Below are 19,471 nucleotides of genomic sequence, written 5' to 3' on the forward strand. Positions count from 1 at the left end.
GGGTGTATACGCAGGTCGTAGAGTGACCGCATGTCCATCGGCCACGCCCTGCTCGGCCTGCTCGAATCCGGCCCCCGGCACGGGTACGACCTCAAGCGCGCCTTCGACTCCGCCTTCGGCCAGGGCCGCTCCCTGCACTACGGGCAGGTCTACGCGACCATGTCCCGGCTGCTGAAGAACGGCCTGGTGGAGGTGGAGGGCATCGAGCCCGGCGAGGGGCCGGAGCGCAAGCGGTACGCGATCACCGACGCCGGGATCACCGATGTGGCCCGCTGGCTGGAGCAGCCGGAGAAGCCGGAGCCGTACCTCCAGTCCACCCTGTACACCAAGGTCGTCCTCGCCCTGCTGACCGGGCGCCCCGCGGCCGGGCTGCTGGACACCCAGCGGGCCGAGCATCTGCGGCTGATGCGGGAGCTGACCCGTCGCAAGCAGGACGGGGACCTGGCCGACCAGCTGATCTGCGATCACGCCCTGTTCCATCTGGAGGCCGATCTGCGCTGGCTGGAGCTGACCGCGGCCCGGCTGGACGAGCTTGCGGGGGCGGTACGCGGGGGCGAGGGGGGATGAGCGCTCCTCCGCTGCTCACGGCGCGGGGGCTGACCAAGGCGTACGGGCCGACGGCCGCGCTGCGGGGCGCCGAGGTCACCGTCCGGGCCGGTGAGGTGGTCGCCGTGATGGGGCCCTCCGGATCGGGCAAGTCCACCCTGCTGCACTGCCTGGCCGGGATCGTGCGGCCGGACTCCGGGAGCGTCGTCTACGACGGCCGGGAGCTGACCGCCCTCTCCGACGCCGAGCGCAGCGCCCTGCGCCGCGGTGACTTCGGCTTTGTCTTTCAGTTCGGGCAGTTGGTACCCGAGTTGAGCTGTCTGGAGAACGTCGCGCTGCCGCTGCGGCTGGGCGGGAAGCGGAAGCGGGCGGCCGAGGCCCGGGCCGCCGAGTGGCTGGAGCGGCTGGAGGCGGCCGAGCTGGCGAGGCAGCTGCCGGGGGCGCTGTCCGGTGGGCAGGCGCAGAGGGTGGCGGTGGCGCGGGCGCTGGTGACCGGGCCGCGGATCGTCTTCGCCGACGAGCCGACCGGGGCGCTGGACTCGCTGGGCGGTGAGCGGGTGATGCGGCTGCTCGGCGAGGCGGCCCGGGACACCGGCGCCGCGGTGCTGCTGGTCACCCATGACATCCGGGTGGCCGCCTACTCCGACCGGGAGATCACCGTCCGGGACGGGGCGGTGCACGACCCGGCGGCCCTGGCATGAGCGCGCTGAGCGAGCTGGTGCTCGGAGTGCGGTTCGCGGTCGCGGGTGGGCGGTCCGCCTGGGCCCGCACCCTGATGACCGCGCTGGGCACCGGGGCGGCCGTGGTGCTGCTGCTCATCGCCGCCTCGGTGCCCAGCGTGCTGGCCGGGCGGGACGGCCGCCACCAGGGCCGGGAGGTCACCGTCAGCGAGTCGGCGCCCCGTTCGCCGGGGTCGTTTCTGTACGCGGACGCCTCCACTCTCTTCGGCGGCACGCCGGTGCGGGGGACGCTGCTGCGCCCGGACGGGCCGCGTGCTCCGGTACCGCCGGGTCTGGACGCCCTGCCCGGGCCCGGGGAGATGGCGGTCTCCCCCGCGCTGGGCCGGCTGCTGGCGGCGCCGGAGGGGCGGCTGCTGCGGGAGCGGCTGCCGTACCGGACGGTGGCCCGGATCGGCGGTGCCGGGCTGGTGGGACCGGCCGAGCTGGCGTACTACGCCTACGGCTCCGGGCTCGGCGAGCGGACCGCGGACGGGCGCGCCGACTCCTTCGGGCACAACATGGGCGCCGATCGGCCGTCCAGCGCGGTGCTGCTGCCGCTGACCACGGTGGCGCTGGTGGTGCTGCTCCTTCCGGTGCTGGTGTTCACCGCCGCGGCGGCCCGGTTCGGTGGGGAGCGGCGGGACCGGCGGCTGGCGGCGGTACGGCTGGTCGGTGCCGATCCGGCGATGGTGCGGCGTATGACGGCGGGTGAGTCGCTGGCCGGGGCGCTGCCCGGGCTGGTCGCGGGGGCCGCGCTGTTCGCGCTGGTCCGCGAGGCGGCCGGGTGGTTCACGGTCTGGGATGTCAACGCCTTCCCGGCCGATCTCGCCCCGCATCCGGCCCTGGCGGCCGCCGTGCTGGTGGCGGTACCGCTGTGCGCGGTGGCGGCCTCGCAGACGGCGCTGCGCGGGGTGGCGGTGGAGCCGCTGGGCGTGGTCCGGGGTACGGGGCCGGTTCGGCGGCGGCTTTGGTGGCGGCTGGTCCCGATCGCCGCCGGGCTGGTGGTGCTGGTGGTGCCCGGCCGCACCGGTCCGGTGTCCGCCTGGGACGCGGCGGCGGTGGCGGCGGGCGCGCTGCTGACGCTGGCCGGGGTGGCGGCGCTGCTGCCCTGGCTGATCGAGGCGGTGGCCCGGCGGCTGGGCGGTGGTCCGGTCTCCTGGCAGTTGGCGGTGCGCCGGTTGCGCGTGGACGGCGGGCGGGCGGCCCGGGCGGTGAGCGGGGTCGTGGTGGCGGCGGCCGGGGCGATCGCCCTGCTGATGCTGTTCGGCGCGGTGCAGAGCGACTTCATGCGCCCCACCCAGCTGCACACCGCCCGCGCCCAACTCGGGCTGTTCTCGCTGCGGACGGACCATCCTGAGGAGCCCCGGCGGCTGCTGGAGGAGCTGTCGGCGACCGAGGGGGTCACCGGGGCCAGTGCCGCGCTGACCGGCTCGGTGCGACGACCGGGACCGCTGGAGCCGGGCGAGTCCTTCGCCCCGACCACCGCGCTCACCGTCGCCGACTGCGCCTCACTGCGGGAGCTGGCCCGGCTGCCCTCGTGCGCCGACGGGGATGTGTTCCTGGCCCGGGTGCACGGGGTGGAGGGCCCGGATGACGACTACCTGGCCGAGACCGCCCGGCCCGGGGGGTGGGTGGATGTGGGGCACGGGGCCTCCTCCTGGGGTATCCCCGCCACGGCGCGGACGGTGGAGGGGCGGCGTGATCCCCTGGGGCGTATGACCTTCGGTGTGCTGGCCACACCGGGGGCGCTCGACCCGGCCGCACTGCCCGAGCCGGGCCTGTCCGCCGCGGTCTTCCTGGACCGGTCGGTCCCGGACGCCGCCGAGCGGGCGCGGAACGCGGTGGCCCGGGTCAGTCCGCTGATCCGGGTGGACACCGTGCAGGACCTGGCCCGCGACCGGCAGTTCACCTCGCTGCGCCGGGGGGTGCTGGTGGCGGCGGCGCTCACCATGGCGGTGGTCGCCCTCTCTCTGCTGGTCGCCACCGTGGAGCAGTTGCGCGACCGGCGGCGGCTGCTCTCCTCGCTGGTGGCCTTCGGCACCCCGCGCCGGACCCTGGTCTGCTCGGTGCTGTGGCAGACCGCGCTGCCGGTGGCGCTGGGGATGGCCTTGGCCGTCGCGGCCGGTACGGGGCTGGGCGCCCTGGTGCTCCGGCTGATCGACCGGTCGGTGACCGGCGCCGAGTTGCTGGTGGCCTGGCCGGTGGCCGCGGTGGGCGCGGCCCTGGTCGCCGCGGTGACCCTGCTGAGCCTGCCCGCGCTCTGGCGCCAGATGCGGCCGGACGGTCTGCGTACGGAGTGAGGCCGGGTGCCGGTCGGCCGCGCGCCTTCGGCGGTACGGGGTCGAGTGCCGGGGTCGGGGGCGGTACGGGTCGGGTGCCGGTGGCTGCGAAGGTACGGGGTACGGGGCTCAGCCCTCGGGGCCCAGCATCCGTACCGGCAGCGTGGACATCGCCTCCCGCAGGGCGGCGGCCAGCTCCTCGAACTCGCCCTGCCGGGCGGCGCCCGACCGCATGGCCAGGGCGATCCGGCGGGTCGGGGCAGGCTCGGCGAAGGAGCCGGTGCGCAGCCGCTCGTTCCGGCCGGCCTCGACGGCCACCGCGGTGCGCGGCAGCAGGGTCACCCCGAGGCCACCGGCCACCAGCTGGACCAGGGTGGCCAGCCCGGCCGCGGTGGTGGTGACCGGGGCGTCGGAGCGGCCCGCCTCCCGGCAGACGTCCAGCGCCTGGTCGCGTAGGCAGTGGCCCTCGTCCAGCAGCAGCAGCCGCAGCTCGGCCAGCGCCTCGCGCGGGATGCCGGTCTGGCCGCCCAGCTCGTGCCCCTCGGGGGTGACCAGCACGAAGTCCTCGTCGAAGAGGGGCAGTTCGGTGATGCCCGGGACGCCGAGCGGTACGGCGAGCAGCAGCAGGTCGAGCCGCCCGGCGGCCAGCCCGTCCAGCAGCGAGGAGGTCTGCTCCTCGTGGACCTGGAGGTCGAGGCGCGGATACCGCTGGTGCACCAGGTGGAGGACGGTGGGCAGCAGATAGGGGGCGACGGTCGGGATCACCCCGAGCCGCAGCATCCCGGTGAACGGCGCCTGCGCGGCCTCGGCCTCCTCCATCAGCTCGGCCACCGCGTCCAGCACCGCCTTGGCCCGGGTGGCGAGCCGTTCGCCGGCGGGTGACAGCAGCACCTTGCGGGTGGTTCGCTCCAGCAACTGCACCCCGAGGGCGTCCTCCAGGGCGGAGACGGCACCGGAGAGCGCGGGCTGGCTCATCCCGATGGCCGCGGCGGCGTCCCGGAAGTGGAGGTGCTCGGCGACCGCGGCGAACGCCCGCAGCTGGGCCAGGCTGGGCTGCTTGCTCTTCTGCACGTACTTCCGCTGCCTCACTGCGGACGCCGTCCGGGCGCCTCACTGATAACCGCCGTCGATCAACCCGAACGAGTTTACCCATAGGGCCGATCATTCGCGGGCGCAAGGTGAGGCGGTCGGGCACCGGGTGCCCTTTCGAGTGGCGTACGGCTGTCCGGCCCGCCTGACCGGCGGGAGCGGGCCACCCCCGGCAGGTGGGTCCGTCGGTCGCACCCTCGCCTCGTACGGCGGCCGACCGCCCCTCCGACCAGCCGCGCAATCCACCCCACGTACCCGTGCACCGCACACCAAACTCATAAGGAGGTCCGATCAACACAAGCCAGTCCGGCTATTTCACTGATCAATGCACCGCGTGCCATGCTGGGGCTCCGTCCAACCCCGGAAGTCCTGCCCAGGGGCTTCCCAGCTGCAAGGAGAGCGTGTGCTCACTGTCGGTGACCAGTTCCCCACGTACGACCTGACCGCCTGCGTGTCGCTGGAGAGCGGCAAGGAGTTCGAGCAGATCGACCACAAGTCCTACGAGGGCAAGTGGCGCGTGGTGTTCTTCTGGCCGAAGGACTTCACCTTCGTCTGCCCCACCGAGATCGCCGCGTTCGGCAAGCTGAACGAGGAGTTCGCCGACCGCGACGCGCAGATTCTCGGTGCCTCCGGTGACTCGGAGTTCGTCCACCACGCCTGGCGCAAGGACCACGCCGACCTGCGTGACCTGCCCTTCCCGATGCTCGCCGACTCCAAGCACGAGCTGATGCGGGACTGCGGTGTCGAGGGCGAGGACGGCTTCGCGCAGCGTGCCGTGTTCATCGTCGACCCGAACAACGAGATCCAGTTCACCATGGTGACCGCCGGTTCCGTGGGCCGTAACCCCAAGGAGGTCCTGCGGGTCCTCGACGCCCTGCAGACCGACGAGCTGTGCCCGTGCAACTGGAAGTCGGGCGAGGAGACCCTCGACCCGGTCAAGCTGCTGGCCGGTGAGTGACCCATGGCCCTCGACGAGCTGAAGTCCGCCGTACCGGACTACGCCAAGGACCTGAAGCTGAACCTCGGCTCGGTCATCGGCAACAGCGACCTCCCGCAGCAGCAGCTGTGGGGCACCGTGCTGGCCTGCGCGATCGCCTCGCGCTCGCCGCGGGTGCTGCGTGAGCTGGAGCCGGAGGCCAAGGCCAACCTGTCGCCCGAGGCGTACACGGCCGCCAAGTCGGCCGCGGCGATCATGGGGATGAACAACGTCTTCTACCGGACGCGCCATCTGCTCTCCGACCCGGAGTACGGCAACCTGCGCGCCGGTCTGCGGATGAACGTCATCGGCAACCCGGGCGTGGAGAAGGTCGACTTCGAGCTGTGGTCGCTCGCCGTCTCCGCGATCAACGGCTGCGGTATGTGCCTGGACTCGCACGAGCAGGTGCTGCGCAAGGCCGGTGTGGAGCGGGAGACCGTCCAGGAGGCCGTGAAGATCGCCTCCGTGCTCCAGGCGGTCGGCGCGGTGCTGGACGCCGAGGCCGTCCTGGCCGAGTAGTACCCCGGTCGTCCCGGACCGCGGACCGTAGGGACCGGGGTGTAAAGGGGAGAATCGACGAGAGGCCCGCCGGCGGCATGCTGGCGGGCCCTCTCGTCGTACGTGTCCTGTTCAGACCCCGGGGGGCGGGGCCTCGGGTGCCACCGGGGGGCCCGCCGCCACGTCCGGGGGCACCCGGCGCATGGCCTGCTCGTTGCTCCACTTGCGCAGATAGCCGACGACCGTGTTGGTGACCGCCACCAGCGGCACCGCCACCACCGCGCCGCCGATCCCGGCGACCAGTCCGCCGGCCGCGACCGCCAGCACCACCCCGAGCGGATGCACCCGCACGGCCCGGCCCAGGATGAAGGGCTGGAGCACATGGCCCTCGATCTGCTGCACCGCCAGCACCACCAGCAGCGCCATCAGCGCGGTGAACACGCCCTGGGTGACCAGGGCGACGACCACCGCCAGGGCGCCCGAGACGACCGCGCCGACCAGCGGGATGAAGGCGCCCAGGAAGACGATCACGCCGAGCGGGACGGCCAGCGGCACATCGAGGAAGTAGACGCCCAGACCGATGAAGATGGCGTCGATCATGGCGACGATCACCGTGCCGCGGACATAGGCGGTGAGCGTGGTCCAGGCGCGCGGTCCGGCGCCGGCCACCCCGGTGCGGGCCCGGGCCGGGACCAGCCGCAGCACCCACTGCCACACCTTCCTGCCGTCGTAGAGCAGGAAGAGGGTGGAGAAGAAGGCCAGCAGCATGCCGGTGAGGAACTCCACCAGGACCGTCACACCCTGGAGGCCGGCCGAGGTGATCTCCTCGGTGTTGGTGCCGATGGTGTCCTGGAGGTTGGCGGCGATGTCGTTGATCTGCGCCTCGGTGACATGGAACGGGCTGTCCAGCAGCCATGCCTTGAGCTCGTCGATGCCGTCGGTCACCCGGGCGGAGAGGTCGCCGATGTTGTCCAGCACCTGCCAGACGACGAACCAGCCGATCAGCCCGATGAAGACGAAGCCGAGGATGGCGGTGACCGCGGTGGCCACCCCGCGCGGCAGCCCGCGCCGGACCAGCCGGGCGACGGTCGGCTGGAGCAGCGCGGTGAACAGCAGCGCGGCCACGAAGGCCAGCACCACCAGCTGGATCGCGCTGATCACGCGCATCAGCACCCAGAGGGTGCCGGCCAGGACGAGCAGCCGCCAGCCGGCCTCGGCGGCGACCCGCATCCCCCAGGGGATGGCGTCCACCGGCTCGGGCGGGGCGGCGACGGCGGGAGCGTAGGAGGGTGGGGCGGGGACGTTGCCCGGTGCGGCGGAGGGATCGTCGGTGCGCGGCTCGTCGCCGTGCGGATCCTCGCCGTGCGCGGCGGCTCTGCGCTCTTCCAGCCGCTTCCCCATCCGGGTCAACCCGGCGCCCGTCCGGCCGAGCCACCCTGGCACTTTCGACATGACCTACTCTCTTCCCCCCGCGCGTCCCCCGAAAAGTACGCACCGACCGTACACGCACGGAGCCCCCCGCCGCCGGACACGTGCCGGGTGGCGAGGGGCTCCGGGGAGAAGCCGGAAGGCTCTAGTACCAGTTGTTGGCCTGCCAGAACGACCAGGCGCCGCAGGGGCTGCCGTAGCGCTCGTTCATGTAGCCCAGGCCCCACTTGATCTGGGTGGCCGGGTTGGTCTGCCAGTCGGCGCCGGCGGAGGCCATCTTGGAACCGGGCAGCGCCTGGACCAGGCCGTAGGCGCCCGAGGACGGGTTGGACGCCTTGTAGTTCCAGGTGGACTCGTGGTCCACGATGTTGCTGAAGCACTGGAACTGGTCGCCCGGGACCATCTGCCGCGCCATCGCCTGGACCTCGGAGACCGAGTAGGAGGACTGCGGGGCGAAGGAGGACGAGGAGCGGATCTCGCTCCGGCTGGAGCGCTCCTTCGCATCCTCGCGCTCGGCCTTCTCCTTGGCTTCCTTCTCCGCCTCGGCCTTGGCCTTCGCCTTGGCTTCGGCCTCCTCCTTGTCGGCGGCGGCCTTCTTGGTGTGCGCGTCCTTGGCGGCCTGCACCCGGGCGGCCTCTTCGGCGGACTTCTGCGCGGTGGAGTCGGCCTCGGCGGCCTGCGCCTCCGCCTGCTGCGTCAGGGACGCCACCTGGACCTGGGCCTGCTGGCCGGCGGGGATCTCCGCCAGAAGCGTCGTGTCCGCGGCGGCGGCCTCAAGGTTGTCGCTCACGGGCTGGGCGGTGCCGCCCGAGGCCACTCCGACGACGGCGCCCACAGTGGTGACCGCGGTGGCCGAAGCCACTGCGAATCCCCGGACCGAGATCCGGCTCACACGGTTTCCTTCCAGCGTCGCCCGCTGCGGTGACCTCGCGGGCGCGATCGTGCCCCTGGCGCTGGTCCCCGAACTGCTGTGTCACGGGGGACGCGGACCCGGTGGGCGACTCCCGTGGCGGGAGCGCCGCGTGGTGCTGCGGGCGGCATACGGCGAGCGGCTGTTGAGTTGTCACGAGGTGCCGTATGCGGGGCCTGACGGAAGCAAGACTTTGCCCGACCATGACACCGCAAGGCAATTCCCCGTTGCGTGGGAAAGCTCACACCCCTTGCGTCACAGGAGTTTTGGGCGTTCGGCCGCACATGGCGGTGCCGCCCGGCTAAGCTCTTCCGCTTTGCCGGGCGGCACCCCTCGCACTTCCCCTCACTTCCCTCGCCGATGGCCAGTTCCCGCCATATCAGGCGGAAATGACATCGAATCGGTCCGGAGGGGAGGGAAACGGTCAGATCTGTCCGTCCTCCAGCATCTCGGTCACCAGGGCGGCGATCTGCGACCGCTCGGAGCGGGTGAGGGTGATATGCGCGAAGAGCGGATGCCCCTTCAGTTTCTCGACCACGGCGACGACTCCGTCGTACCGGCCGACCCGCAGGTTGTCCCGCTGGGCCACATCATGGGTGAGCACCACCCGCGACCCGGCGCCGATCCGGGACAGCACCGTCAGCAGGACGTTCCGCTCCAGCGACTGGGCCTCGTCCACGATGACGAACGCGTCGTGCAGCGAGCGGCCCCGGATGTGGGTGAGCGGCAGCACCTCCAGCATGCCGCGGCCGAGCACCTCCTCGATGACCTCCCGGCCCGCCACCGCGGACAGGGTGTCGAACACCGCCTGCGCCCAGGGGCTCATCTTCTCGGCCTCGGTGCCCGGCAGATAGCCCAGCTCCTGGCCGCCGACGGCGTACAGCGGGCGGAAGACCATCACCTTCTGGTGCTGTCTTCTCTCCAGTACGGCCTCCAGGCCCGCGCAGAGCGCCAGCGCCGACTTGCCGGTGCCGGCCCGGCCGCCCAGCGAGACGATCCCCACCTCCGGGTCGAGCAGCAGGTCCAGGGCGACCCGCTGCTCGGCGCTGCGGCCGCGGATGCCGAAGGCCTCGCGGTCCCCGCGCACCAGCCGTACCGAGCCGTCCGTGCCGACCCGGCCCAGCGCCTTGCCGCGCTCGGACTGGAGCACCAGCCCGGTGTGCACCGGCATGGCGGCCGCCTCCGGGACGTAGAGGGTCTCCTCCCCGTACAGCAGGTCCACCTGTTCGGCCGTCAGCGGCAGCTCGGCCATCCCGGTCCAGCCGGAGTCGGTGATGGCCAGCTCCGCCCGGTACTCCTCGGCGAGCAGCCCGACCGAGGACGCCTTGATCCGCAGCGGCAGGTCCTTGGAGACGACGGTGACGTCGTACCCCTCGGCCTGCAGGTTGCGGGCGACGGCCAGGATGCGGGAGTCGTTGTCGCCAAGGCGGTAGCCGGCCGGCAGGACGCCGGGGTCGGAGTGGTTCAGCTCCACCCGCAGGGTGCCGCCGAGCTCGCCGATGGGCAGCGGGGCGTCGAGCCGTCCGTGCCGGACCCTCATATCGTCCAGCAGGCGCAGTGCCTGCCGGGCGAAGTAGCCCAGTTCCGGGTGGTGCCTCTTGGCCTCCAGCTCCGTGACCACGACGACGGGGAGCACGACCTCGTGCTCCTCGAAGCGGGTCACCGCGTTGGGGTCGGCCAGCAGGACGCTGGTGTCGAGTACGTAGGTGCGCCGGTCGTCGAAGCGGCGCTTGGTGCTTTTCACCACGGTGAGGACAGACCCCCTCTTATAGAGGCTCTTGTAGACCGGTGAGGTCGCGGTGGGACCGCGACGGCCTCGGGATGGGCCCCTACCGGCCCCGGGGCGCGTGTTTCCGGCCGTCCGCGGGGTGCGGGCGGTGCGGAGGGCGCGGACCGGGTACGGGGTGTGGACCGGCTGCCGGTGCCGCCGCCGGGCCGCCGGACCGCCGCCTGCGGGGCGACCGGTACCGGGAGGGCGCGGGACACGCTCCCTCCGGCTCGGCCGTCCGGGTGCGGCGGACGCGACGGGCGCGGCGGATGCGGTGCGTGCAACCGGTGCAAAGGGCCTCCCGGGTGAGCGGTCTTGAGTCCCGCTCACACTGGAGGGGATATTCCCTCCTCGGCGCTACGCCATGCCATGGCATATGACGACGCGTCGGTGAACGGAGGGTGACCGGAGCCGGGGGTACGTGACCGGGGAGTCCTCGGGGGTGGGCTCAGGTGCCGTAGCGGCGGTGGCGGGCCGCGTAGTCGCGCAGCGCGCGCAGGAAGTCGACCTTGCGGAAGGCCGGCCAGTGCACCTCGCAGAAGTAGTACTCCGAATGGGCGCTCTGCCAGAGCATGAAGCCGGACAGCCGCTGCTCGCCGCTGGTGCGGATGACCAGGTCGGGGTCGGGCTGGCCGCGGGTGTAGAGGTGCTCGGAGATGAGGTCGATGTCCACCACCTCGGCCAGCTCCTCGAAGGAGGTGCCGCGGTCGGCGTGGTCCAGCAGCAGCGAGCGGACGGCGTCGGCGATCTCCTGGCGGCCGCCGTAGCCCACGGCGACGTTGACGAGTATGCCGGTGTGCTCGCGGGTGGCCTCCTCGGCCTCCTTGAGCACCTTCTGGGTGCGGGCGGGCAGCAGGTCCATGGTGCCCACGTGGTGCACCCGCCAGCGGCCGTCGGCGGCGAGCGCCCGCACCGCCCCCTCGATGATGCCGAGCAGCGGGACCAGCTGCTTCTCGGGGCGGTTCAGGTTGTCGGTGGAGAGCATCCAGAGGGTGACGACCTCGACGTCGGTCTCGTCGCACCAGCCGAGCAGTTCCTGGATCTTGCTGGCCCCGGCCTGGTGCCCCTGCTCGGGCGTGCCGCCGGAGGCCTTGGCCCAGCGGCGGTTGCCGTCCAGGATGACGCCGATGTGCTTGGGCACCTGGGCATGATCGAGGCGGCCCTCCACCCGGCGTGCGTAGAGCCTGTACACCAGGTCGCGAAAGTTCACCCGATCTCACCTTCCGGTTGCCTACGGGTCCGCTCTGGCGTCGACCCGGGGAGAACAGGGGAAACGGCCCGAGGTCGCAAGGCCCGCGCGATCCGGCGGCGCCGCGGCCGTCCCCGAAGCCGCCACATTACTGCGCGGGATGGGCGGCGGCCCAACCCGGCCGGTCACAATCCTGCGATAAGGGGTTGGTCAGAGGAAATGAGCAGTTTGGGCGAGGGGCGCCCATGTCCCCGGCCGAGCGTGATCGGCCGGGGAGGGTCGTGATAGGCAGAAAGACGTGACAGACACCCCCGTACACCTGCCCTCCGCCGACCGCTACGAGACGATGGAGTACCGCCGCACCGGGCGCAGCGGTCTGAAGCTGCCCGCCATCTCCCTCGGCCTCTGGCACAACTTCGGCGACGACCGCACCCTCTCCTCCCAGCGGGCCATCCTGCGCCGCGCCTTCGACCTCGGGGTGACCCACTTCGACCTGGCCAACAACTACGGGCCGCCGCCCGGGTCCGCGGAGCTGAACTTCGGCAAGCTCTTCGCCCAGGACTTCCGCCCGTACCGGGACGAACTGGTCCTCTCGACCAAGGCCGGGTATCTGATGCACCCCGGGCCGTACGGCGAGTGGGGCTCCCGCAAGTACCTGCTCTCCTCGCTGGACGCCTCGCTGCAGCGGATGGGCGTGGAGTACGTCGACATCTTCTACTCGCACCGCTTCGACAAGGACACCCCGCTGGAGGAGACCATGGGCGCGCTGGCGTCCGCGGTCCGGCAGGGCAAGGCGCTGTACGTGGGCGTCTCCTCGTACAGCAGCGAGCAGACCGCCGAGGCGGCCCGGCTGCTGCGCGAGATGGGCGTCCCGGCGCTGATCCACCAGCCGTCCTACTCGATGATCAACCGGTGGACCGAGGAGGACGGGCTGCTGGACACCCTGGAGGCGGCCGGGATGGGCTGCATCTCCTTCGCCCCGCTGGCCCAGGGCCTGCTGACGAACAAGTACCTCACCGGCATCCCGGAGGGCTCCCGCGCCACCCAGGGCAAGTCCCTGGACCCGAACCTGCTCTCCGAGGAGGTCGTCCGGCGGCTGCGCGGCCTGGCCGCCATCGCCGAGCGGCGCGGCCAGTCGCTCAACCAGCTGGCGCTGAACTGGGTGCTGCGCGACGAGCGGATGACCTCCGCGCTGATCGGCGCGTCCAGCGTGCGGCAGCTGGAGGAGAACCTCGGCGCGCTGTCGGCCGCCCCGCTGACGGCGGAGGAGCTGGCGGAGATCGACTCCTACGCGGTGGACACCGAGGGGACGAACATCTGGGCGGCCCGGAGCTGAGCCGCCGGGGAGGAAGAGTGGGGGAGACAGAGAACGGGCCGGTCCGTGGGGGGGATACGGACCGGCCCGAGGGGGGGTTTCCACCATAACCCTTCGTAAGTGATGCTGCGTGCCACGACCCGCCGCGACTACGCTCCGAAATCGGGAGACAGCGGGGGTGGGGCCGCGTCCGGACGCGGTGCCGGCCTGGATCACGGCTGGGGGCGGGAGGACGTCCGTCCGCCGCAGGAGTGACCCGGTCAACGCGGCGCACCGTTGACGGCCCCGGTGGGGCGGGGAGCGGCCCGCAGCAGGGTGATGCCGTCCCGGGTGGCGACCTCGCGGTAGCCGTACCGCTTCTTCGCGGCGGTCAGCTCGGCCTCCTGCCGCTGGATCGGATAGGGCCAGTGGCCCGTCCGGTACGGCCAGGCCTCGGGGGCGCGGCGGTCGAAGGCGATCCACTCGGCGGTCGGCCGCGGCAGCCGCCCGGGCCGGTACTCGTACAGCCGCCCCTCCACCGGGAAGGTGGGGAAGACCACCACCGTGCAGCGGGAGGTGAGCTGCGGCACCAGCCGGTTGGAGGCGGCGACCGACGCCCCGTCCGGGATGCGGGCGAGCAGCTCGCGGGCGGCGCTGATGTGCGGGGTGGTGCGCCAGGTGGCCCGCTGGGCGAGCTGGGCCAGCGGGAAGGACGGCAGCAGGACGGCGGTGACGGCGAGCACCGTGGCGAGCGGGGCCCGGAGGTGGCGGGTGGACGGGAGCCCGTCGGGCCGGTCGGGGGACGGGAGCCCGTCGGGCCCGGCGGCCCCGGGGTGCTTCTCCCGCCGCGTCGGGGTGAGGGCGTCGATCAGCCCGGCGAAGACCACCGGCATCAGTACGGCGCTGTAGTGGAAGGCCGTCCCCCAGTGGAAGCCGTTGTCCGACAGCAGCCGCCAGGCGAGGGTGGGCACCGCGATCAGGGCCAGCGGGGAGCGGAGTGCCAGCAGCGCGGACGGTGCGAACACCATGACCAGGGTGGTGGCCTTGGTGTCGGGGCGGAGCAGGTCGAGCGGGGCGTGGGCGAGGGTGGAGAGCAGCGAGCCGTAGGCGCTCTCGTCCAGGTTGCCCCCGTGCGCGTAGCCGCCGGCCGGGTGGAACGCCGGGAGGAGTACGGCGATCTCCACGGCCGAGCCGAGCACCCCGGCGGCCGCGGTGAGCAGGCCGAGTCCGCGGGGGCCCTTCCAGGCGATGTACCCGCCGATCGCGGCGAGGGTGAGCCCGAGGTCCTCCTTGACCAGGAGCAGCGGCGCCGCCCAGGCCACGGCCGCCCGCCAGCGCCGCCGCCCCAGTGCCTCCAGGGCGAAGGCGAGCAGCGGTACGGCGAGGGCCACCTCGTGGAAGTCGAACGCGGCCGCCGAGGAGATGCCCCAGCTCAGCCCGTACCCGGCGGCGACGGTGTGGGCGGCGCCGGGGCCGAGCGCGCGGCCGGCCCAGCGGGTGAGCGGGACGACGGCGAGGGCGAGCAGCGCGGACTGGGCGACCAGCAGGCAGAGCGGGGAGGGCCAGAGGCGGTAGAGTGGGGCGAGGGCGGCGACCAGCGGGTGGAAGTGGTCGCCGAGCAGGTTGAAGCCCTCGCCGCGCAGGGGGACCACGGGGGCGCGCAGCTCCGCGTAGGCCCGGACGGCCTGCTCGAAGATGCCCAGGTCGTAGCCGGTGGTGCGGAGGAGCAGGTGCCGGCGGACGGCGACGGTGGCGTAGAGCGCCCCGAGGGCGGCGGCCCAGGCCCAGGGCACCCAGGGGGCGGTCGCCTTCGCGGGTGTGGTGGGGGCGGCGGGTGTGCTGGGTGTGCTGGGTGCGGTGACGGCTGCCGGGGGGATCTCGTCCGTGGATGTCCGCATAGGCCCGCATGCTAGGTGGGGGTTCCCCGCCGTTCCGGGAGCCGAGCCGGTGCCGGGCCGGTGCCGTGTCAGGGGTGGGCGGCGAGCGCTCCGAGGAGCAGGCCCAGCAGTGCGCCGCCCAGCATGAAGGGGCCGAACGGGATGGCGCTCTTCCGGTTCGCCCGGCGCAGGGCGATGAGCGTGAGGCCGTACACCGCGCCGAGCAGGAAGCCCGCGAAGGCGCCGGCGAACAGCACCGGCCAGCCGTACCAGCCGAGCGCGGTGCCGAGGGCGAGCGCCAGCTTGACGTCACCGAAGCCGAGACCGGATGGGTTGAGGAGGAAGAGCACGGCGTACCCGGCGCCCAGCACCAGCCCGCCGAGCAGCGCCCCGGGCCAGGAGCCCCCGTGCCCGGGGAGCAGGGCCGCGCCGCCGAGCAGGGCGGCGAGCCCGGCCGCCAGGGGGAGGGTGAGGCGGTCCGGCAACCGGTGGACGGCCAGGTCGACCGAGGCCAGCAGCACCGCGACCGGGACCGCCGCCAGCCAGGCCACCAGCTCGGGCCGTGGGCCGGTGGCGGCGGCGAGCAGCCCGGAGAGGAGGGCGGAGGCGAGGGCGGGGAGGGGGATGGGGATAGGGATGGGGATGAGGGGCGGGGTCGGTGTGGGGACGGGCTCCGATGTGCTCGCCGGTCCGGCGGGGACGGGCTGTGCCGTCCGGCGGGTGCGGTGGGTGCCCTGGGTCCGGCAGGTGGGGCAGGGGGTGGGTGAGAGCCAGCCGCGGGCCGGGCCGGTGAGGGGGTGCCCGGTGGGGCAGGCGGTGCGCCAGGGTGCGCCCGGCGCGACGGAGAGGCGGTACGCGGCGCGGGGGACCAGCAGGCCGGTGGCGGCGCCCCAGAGGAGGGCGGCGGCGATCAGCGTGGCGTACACCCGGCCGACCCTAGTTCCGATGCGGGCGGGCGGTCTTGGGCCCGGGGGCCCACTCCCCCGCCGCCCGGACCCGCGCTACGGTCACGCTCATGGCTGGCGGCGGTGGCACCGGTGGTGGGCGGCGGAAGTGGCGGGACGGTACCGGGCTGCTCGCGGTCCCGGGGCGGGAGGACCCGGTGCGGACGGTGATCGCCGCCTCGTACCGGAGCAGACGGCGCGGACTGCTCGGCCGGGACGGGATCGAGGGGGCGGCGATGCTGCTCACCCCGTGCGGGAGTGTGCACACCTTCGGGATGGGGTTCGCGATCGACGTCGCCTATCTGGACCGGGGGCTGCGGGTGCTGGACGTGGTCACCATGGCGCCCGGGCGGCTGGGGAGGCCCCGGCTGCGGGCCCGGCATGTGCTGGAGGCGGAGGCGGGGGCGCTGGCGGGGTGGGGGGTCGGTCCAGGGGTGCGGCTCTCTGTTACGGAGGGCCTGGGCCCAGCAGGGTGAAGGCCCCGTACGCCGCGGAGGCCAAGGCCAGCCCGGACATGACGAGGACGGTGGTGCGGTCCCGGAGCCGGGCGAGCGCGAGAGCGGCGGGCAGGAGCAGCGGGAACGCGGGCATGATCAGACGGGGGCGGGAGCCGAAGTAGGCGGCGCCGACGAGTGAGACGGCGACGATGCCGAGCGTGTACGCCAGGACCGGGAGCGGGAGCCTCGGGCGCACGCGGAGGCAGAGCCAGACCACCCAGCCGAGCAGGGCGAGCGCGGCGAGCAGTCCGATGCCGGCGAGGGGGGTGGGGCCGGTGAGGTTGGCCCAGACGAAGCGGGCCAGTGCCCTGCCGCCGTCGATGCTGTTGCCCCAGGCCGCCTGGATGTCGAAGTAGGCGGTCGGTCTCCCCTCGCGGACGGCGACGTAGAGGACATAGCCGAGCCAGCCCAGTGGTGCGATGGCCAGGCCGACGGCCAGGCGCGGCGGCAGCCGGCGTTCCCGGATGACGGTGACGAGGGCGGTGATGCCGATGGCGGCGATGAGGGCGGCGGCGGAGGGGCGGGTCAGTCCGGCCAGGGCACAGAGCAGGCCGGCCCGGATCCAGTGGCCGCGCAGCACCGCGTACAGCGACCAGGCGGCGGCCGCGGTGAACAGGGTCTCGGTGTACGCCATGGACTGGACGAACGCGGTGGGGTACACCCCCCACAGCACGGCCAGCAGCACCCCGGCCCGCCGCCCGGCCACCTCGGCGCCGACCGCGTAGATCCCCCAGGCGGCGAGGAGCGAGGCCGTCCAGGCGACGGCGAGCCCGGCGGTGCCTGCGTCGAGCGGCAGCACGGTGGTGAGGGCGCGCTCCAGGGCCGGCAGCAGGGGGAAGAAGGCCAGGTCCGGGTGGACGGTGCCGTCCGGCAGCACCGCCTGGTAGCCGTACCCGTGCTCGGCGATCCTGGCGTACCAGATCGAGTCCCAGCGGCCGCTGAGCCGGTGCAGCCCGTCCTTCCCGGTCCCCGCCGAGGCCACCGCCAGCACCACGAGCCCGACCACCCGGGCCGCGGCGTAACCGAGCAGCGCGGGGGCGGCGGCGCGGAGGGCGCCGGGGGCGGTGCTGCTGACGGGGGTGGCAGGGGCGGAGGGGGCGGTGGTGGTGGGCGGGGGCATGCGGTCGATTATGGGCACGGGCGGGCGGGCGTTCGAAATCGCGCCGATGGCGGCGGGGGCTTGGGGCCGGGGGCCGGGGCCGGCTGCTCGCGCCTTCGCGGCGGCTGCTCGCCCCGGCCGCGTGGCTGTCGCCGGGGGGCGACTCAGTCGCGAGGCGCGGCTCAATCGCGGGGGAAGGAGACCTCGACCCGGCGGTTCTTCTTGCGGCCTTCCTCGGTGCTGTTGTCGGCGATCGGATACTGCTCGCCGTAGCCCCGGATCTCGTAGGAGACCTGCTCGGAGGCGAGCTGCGGGGCGAGCACCCCGTGCACGGCGTCGGCCCGCTTCTTGGAGAGCACGTCGCCGGAGGTGGACGAGCCCAGGTTGTCGGTGAAGCCGAAGACGCGGACCTTGGTGGCGCCCTGCGTTCTGATCTCCTGCGCGATGGCGGAGATACGGGCGTTGGCCTCGCGGTTGAGATTGGCGCTGTTCTTGCCGAAGAGCACCTCGGCCTGGAGGGCGAACTTGAGGTTGGTGCTGGTCTCCTCGCGGCGCTCCTCGCCGCCCTCGGACTCCACGATGGAGATGAGCGGCAGCACCTTGGCCGTGGCGAGGGTGGCGCCGTCGCGCATCTTGAGCCCGGGCGAGTTGCCGTCCACCTCGGGCGGCGCCACGTTCGACTCCGTCCCGGGCGGTGGTCCCATGGGATCCGCGCCGGGTGGTGGCGTGACGGTGGCCTGGGCCCCGATGGGCGGGGTGACGGGGTCGTCGGCGGAGGCGGTGGGGGCGGCGGTGAGTTGGACGGCGGTGACGAGGAGCAGGGCCGCGAGGAGGGGGGCGGGTCTGGGGGTCATGAGAGCTCGATGGTGGCGGGGGGCATGAGGGGCATCTGGAAGTCGACCTGGGTGGTGGACGCGGGGGGCGCGGGGAACTGGGCGAAGATGCTGACGCTCTCGCCAGGTCTGACGGCGCTGATACCGGTGGTGGTCAGCGGATACCCCTCGGTGTCGCGCAGTACGTAGTAGCGCTTCTTCTCCGTCTTGTCGACGAGGGTGGCGCCGGCGAGAGACGGACCGGTCTTCTTGACGTCCACCTCCTCGCCACTCCAGTTGATGGGAGCGATCAGGTCTTCGGAGGTGGTGTTCTTCAGGGTCCCGGTGACGGTGAGAAATCCTCCCGCGTCCCTTTGCGCCGTGTGAAGGGTCACGGAGAACCCGTTTGCGCCTTCGATGGAGGCGAGGGTCCGGCTGGTGTCAGGCGGTGCGGCGTCGTCCGGCTTCTCCGGCGTCGGCTGTCCGCTCGGCACGGAGTTTCCGGTGTTGGTCTGCCGAGGCGCTTCCGGGGCGCCGTCGGAGCCACCGCTCTCCCCGCACGCGGACATCAGGAGGGCCAGCACGGCAACCGCCGTCCTCATGGTCACCTTGCGCGCCACCAGTCGGTACCGACCAGCCATCAGATGGGCATCCTTCACAGTCTGTCCCGGTCATCCCTCGGAAAGCCGGACGTCGAATAGGTCTGACATCGTCGGAAGGTCGGCGGGGTCCAGGTCGAGAGTCCCGTCGTCGCATTCCAGCTTCTCGGGTAGCGGGCCCTCACCGTCGTCCCCGTCAAAATTGCAGCGGGGCTCGACCACGGCCGTTGCGCCGGCCACGGCCTTCTTGCCCTCCGCCGCGGGAACGACCAGGCCTCGCACCGACTCCGAGGATTGCACCTCGACGGAACTCCCCCATCTGCCATCGGCCAACGCCGCGCATCCGGTGACGGTCGCCTGGTTCTGGGCGGCGAAACCCGGCGCGGCGCCGCAACCGTCACCCCTGCTTCCGACCGGGACGCCGAGGAGGACATCGCGCAGATTGGCGGCCGTGAGCTCGACGTCGTCGCGGGACTGACGGGCCGCCGCCAGCGCCGCGGCGTCAGCGGCCGACTGGGCTCCGTTGCGTACGGCACCGGCATGGCCCACCACGAAGAAGCCGAGCGCGAGAAAGAGCAGGCTCGCCACCACGAAGATGTAGAGGGGCGAAGCCTGCCCGTTCTCGGACGGCGACCTGGTGTGGGCGATCAACCGTTGATGATCTTGTTGACCTTGGTGACCAGACCCGTGGCGATGGTGTTCCCCACCCCCGACCCCACCAACGCCGCGATGATGATCCCCACCAGGATGATGATCCCCACGTACTCCACCGCCCCCTGCCCCCGGTCCCCCCTGCGGCGCAGGGCGGTGGTCGTGGTGTCGGCCCAGGTGGACAGGTGGAGTCGGGCTCGGGTGGTGGCCCTCAGGATGGGGTTCGGCATGGTGGTCGCCTCCGGGTCGGTGCCGGTCGTCGGCGCCGGGCGGGCCGGCGGCGGGAGCACCGTATG

Annotated in this window: 19 protein-coding genes; 7 read left to right on the top strand and 12 right to left on the bottom strand. The window is 73.0% G+C overall.

Annotation, left to right across the window (positions count from 1 at the left end; genetic code table 11):
• Nucleotides 1-30 precede the first annotated feature (30 nt).
• The 3 genes from ABZ945_RS04110 to ABZ945_RS04120 are packed head-to-tail and all read left to right on the top strand — an operon-like array spanning nucleotide 31 to nucleotide 3,565.
• Complete coding sequence (locus ABZ945_RS04110; protein WP_361263485.1) at nucleotides 31-567, top strand: PadR family transcriptional regulator; 537 nt, start codon at nucleotides 31-33, stop codon at nucleotides 565-567.
• Entirely contained in the window at nucleotides 564-1,247 is a 684-nt protein-coding gene (locus ABZ945_RS04115) for an ABC transporter ATP-binding protein (RefSeq protein ID WP_361263488.1), read from the top strand. The genes ABZ945_RS04110 and ABZ945_RS04115 overlap by 4 nt, the downstream gene beginning before the upstream one ends.
• Nucleotides 1,244-3,565, top strand: a complete 2,322-nt coding sequence (locus ABZ945_RS04120) for an FtsX-like permease family protein (protein ID WP_361263491.1) — start codon at nucleotides 1,244-1,246, stop codon at nucleotides 3,563-3,565. Before ABZ945_RS04115 ends, ABZ945_RS04120 begins: the two co-directional genes overlap by 4 nt.
• Before the next feature lie 108 nt (nucleotides 3,566-3,673).
• Here ABZ945_RS04120 and ABZ945_RS04125 read toward each other — a convergent pair whose 3' ends face one another.
• Entirely contained in the window at nucleotides 3,674-4,633 is a 960-nt protein-coding gene (locus tag ABZ945_RS04125) for a hydrogen peroxide-inducible genes activator (protein WP_361263494.1), read from the bottom strand.
• 403 nt (nucleotides 4,634-5,036) lie between these two features.
• Between ABZ945_RS04125 and ABZ945_RS04130 the strand changes: the two genes are divergently transcribed.
• A complete protein-coding gene (locus ABZ945_RS04130; RefSeq protein ID WP_361263497.1) occupies nucleotides 5,037-5,591 on the top strand; it encodes a peroxiredoxin in 555 nt (184 codons plus the stop codon).
• 3 nt (nucleotides 5,592-5,594) lie between these two features.
• Nucleotides 5,595-6,128, top strand: coding sequence for an alkyl hydroperoxide reductase (locus tag ABZ945_RS04135; RefSeq protein ID WP_248637416.1), 534 nt, complete (start codon nucleotides 5,595-5,597; stop codon nucleotides 6,126-6,128).
• 111 nt (nucleotides 6,129-6,239) lie between these two features.
• Here ABZ945_RS04135 and ABZ945_RS04140 read toward each other — a convergent pair whose 3' ends face one another.
• The 4 genes from ABZ945_RS04140 to ABZ945_RS04155 all read right to left on the bottom strand — a co-directional run bounded on the left by ABZ945_RS04140 (nucleotide 6,240) and on the right by ABZ945_RS04155 (nucleotide 11,423).
• Nucleotides 6,240-7,559, bottom strand: coding sequence for an AI-2E family transporter (locus tag ABZ945_RS04140; RefSeq protein WP_361263500.1), 1,320 nt, complete (start codon nucleotides 7,557-7,559; stop codon nucleotides 6,240-6,242).
• Nucleotides 7,560-7,680: 121 nt separating this feature from the next.
• Nucleotides 7,681-8,427, bottom strand: a complete 747-nt coding sequence (locus ABZ945_RS04145; RefSeq protein ID WP_361263503.1) for a lytic transglycosylase domain-containing protein — start codon at nucleotides 8,425-8,427, stop codon at nucleotides 7,681-7,683.
• A 442-nt stretch (nucleotides 8,428-8,869) separates the two neighbouring features.
• Nucleotides 8,870-10,192, bottom strand: coding sequence for a PhoH family protein (locus ABZ945_RS04150; RefSeq protein WP_361263506.1), 1,323 nt, complete (start codon nucleotides 10,190-10,192; stop codon nucleotides 8,870-8,872).
• A 469-nt stretch (nucleotides 10,193-10,661) separates the two neighbouring features.
• Nucleotides 10,662-11,423 (bottom strand): isoprenyl transferase, encoded by a 762-nt coding sequence (locus ABZ945_RS04155; RefSeq protein WP_361263509.1) that lies wholly within the window; start codon nucleotides 11,421-11,423, stop codon nucleotides 10,662-10,664.
• 277 nt (nucleotides 11,424-11,700) lie between these two features.
• Between ABZ945_RS04155 and mgrA the strand changes: the two genes are divergently transcribed.
• The gene (gene mgrA, locus ABZ945_RS04160; protein WP_361263512.1) at nucleotides 11,701-12,738 is read left to right on the top strand and encodes an L-glyceraldehyde 3-phosphate reductase; all 1,038 of its coding nucleotides are present in this window, start codon (nucleotides 11,701-11,703) and stop codon (nucleotides 12,736-12,738) included.
• Between the two features lie 239 nt (nucleotides 12,739-12,977).
• Here the strand turns inward: mgrA and ABZ945_RS04165 are convergent, their stop codons facing one another.
• Both ABZ945_RS04165 and ABZ945_RS04170 read right to left on the bottom strand, forming a co-directional pair.
• Nucleotides 12,978-14,594, bottom strand: coding sequence for a DUF2079 domain-containing protein (locus ABZ945_RS04165; RefSeq protein WP_361263514.1), 1,617 nt, complete (start codon nucleotides 14,592-14,594; stop codon nucleotides 12,978-12,980).
• Between the two features lie 68 nt (nucleotides 14,595-14,662).
• Nucleotides 14,663-15,499: a prepilin peptidase gene (locus tag ABZ945_RS04170; protein WP_361263516.1), complete on the bottom strand. Its 837-nt coding sequence runs from the start codon at nucleotides 15,497-15,499 to the stop codon at nucleotides 14,663-14,665.
• Nucleotides 15,500-15,588: 89 nt separating this feature from the next.
• On the opposite strand from ABZ945_RS04170, the gene ABZ945_RS04175 reads away from it, so the two are divergent.
• The gene (locus tag ABZ945_RS04175; protein WP_361263519.1) at nucleotides 15,589-15,993 is read left to right on the top strand and encodes a DUF192 domain-containing protein; all 405 of its coding nucleotides are present in this window, start codon (nucleotides 15,589-15,591) and stop codon (nucleotides 15,991-15,993) included.
• Here ABZ945_RS04175 and ABZ945_RS04180 read toward each other — a convergent pair.
• The 5 genes from ABZ945_RS04180 to ABZ945_RS04200 all read right to left on the bottom strand — a co-directional run bounded on the left by ABZ945_RS04180 (nucleotide 15,965) and on the right by ABZ945_RS04200 (nucleotide 19,405).
• Nucleotides 15,965-17,134: a hypothetical protein gene (locus ABZ945_RS04180; protein ID WP_361263522.1), complete on the bottom strand. Its 1,170-nt coding sequence runs from the start codon at nucleotides 17,132-17,134 to the stop codon at nucleotides 15,965-15,967. The two genes, ABZ945_RS04175 and ABZ945_RS04180, sit on opposite strands and share 29 nt — an antisense overlap.
• A 161-nt stretch (nucleotides 17,135-17,295) precedes the next feature.
• A complete protein-coding gene (locus tag ABZ945_RS04185) occupies nucleotides 17,296-17,967 on the bottom strand; it encodes an OmpA family protein (protein WP_361263525.1) in 672 nt (223 codons plus the stop codon).
• Nucleotides 17,964-18,566, bottom strand: coding sequence for a hypothetical protein (locus ABZ945_RS04190; RefSeq protein ID WP_361263528.1), 603 nt, complete (start codon nucleotides 18,564-18,566; stop codon nucleotides 17,964-17,966). The genes ABZ945_RS04185 and ABZ945_RS04190 overlap by 4 nt, the downstream gene beginning before the upstream one ends.
• A 30-nt stretch (nucleotides 18,567-18,596) precedes the next feature.
• Nucleotides 18,597-19,175, bottom strand: coding sequence for a pilus assembly protein TadG-related protein (locus ABZ945_RS04195; protein WP_361263531.1), 579 nt, complete (start codon nucleotides 19,173-19,175; stop codon nucleotides 18,597-18,599).
• Nucleotides 19,172-19,405 carry a hypothetical protein gene (locus ABZ945_RS04200; RefSeq protein WP_361263534.1) on the bottom strand — a complete coding sequence of 78 codons (234 nt, stop codon included), beginning with the start codon at nucleotides 19,403-19,405 and terminating at the stop codon, nucleotides 19,172-19,174. The genes ABZ945_RS04195 and ABZ945_RS04200 overlap by 4 nt, the downstream gene beginning before the upstream one ends.
• Nucleotides 19,406-19,471 lie beyond the last annotated feature (66 nt).

The sequence above is a fragment of the Streptomyces sp. NPDC046887 genome, assembly GCF_040644755.1.
GTDB classification, from domain to species: Bacteria; Actinomycetota; Actinomycetes; order Streptomycetales; family Streptomycetaceae; genus Streptomyces; species Streptomyces lichenis.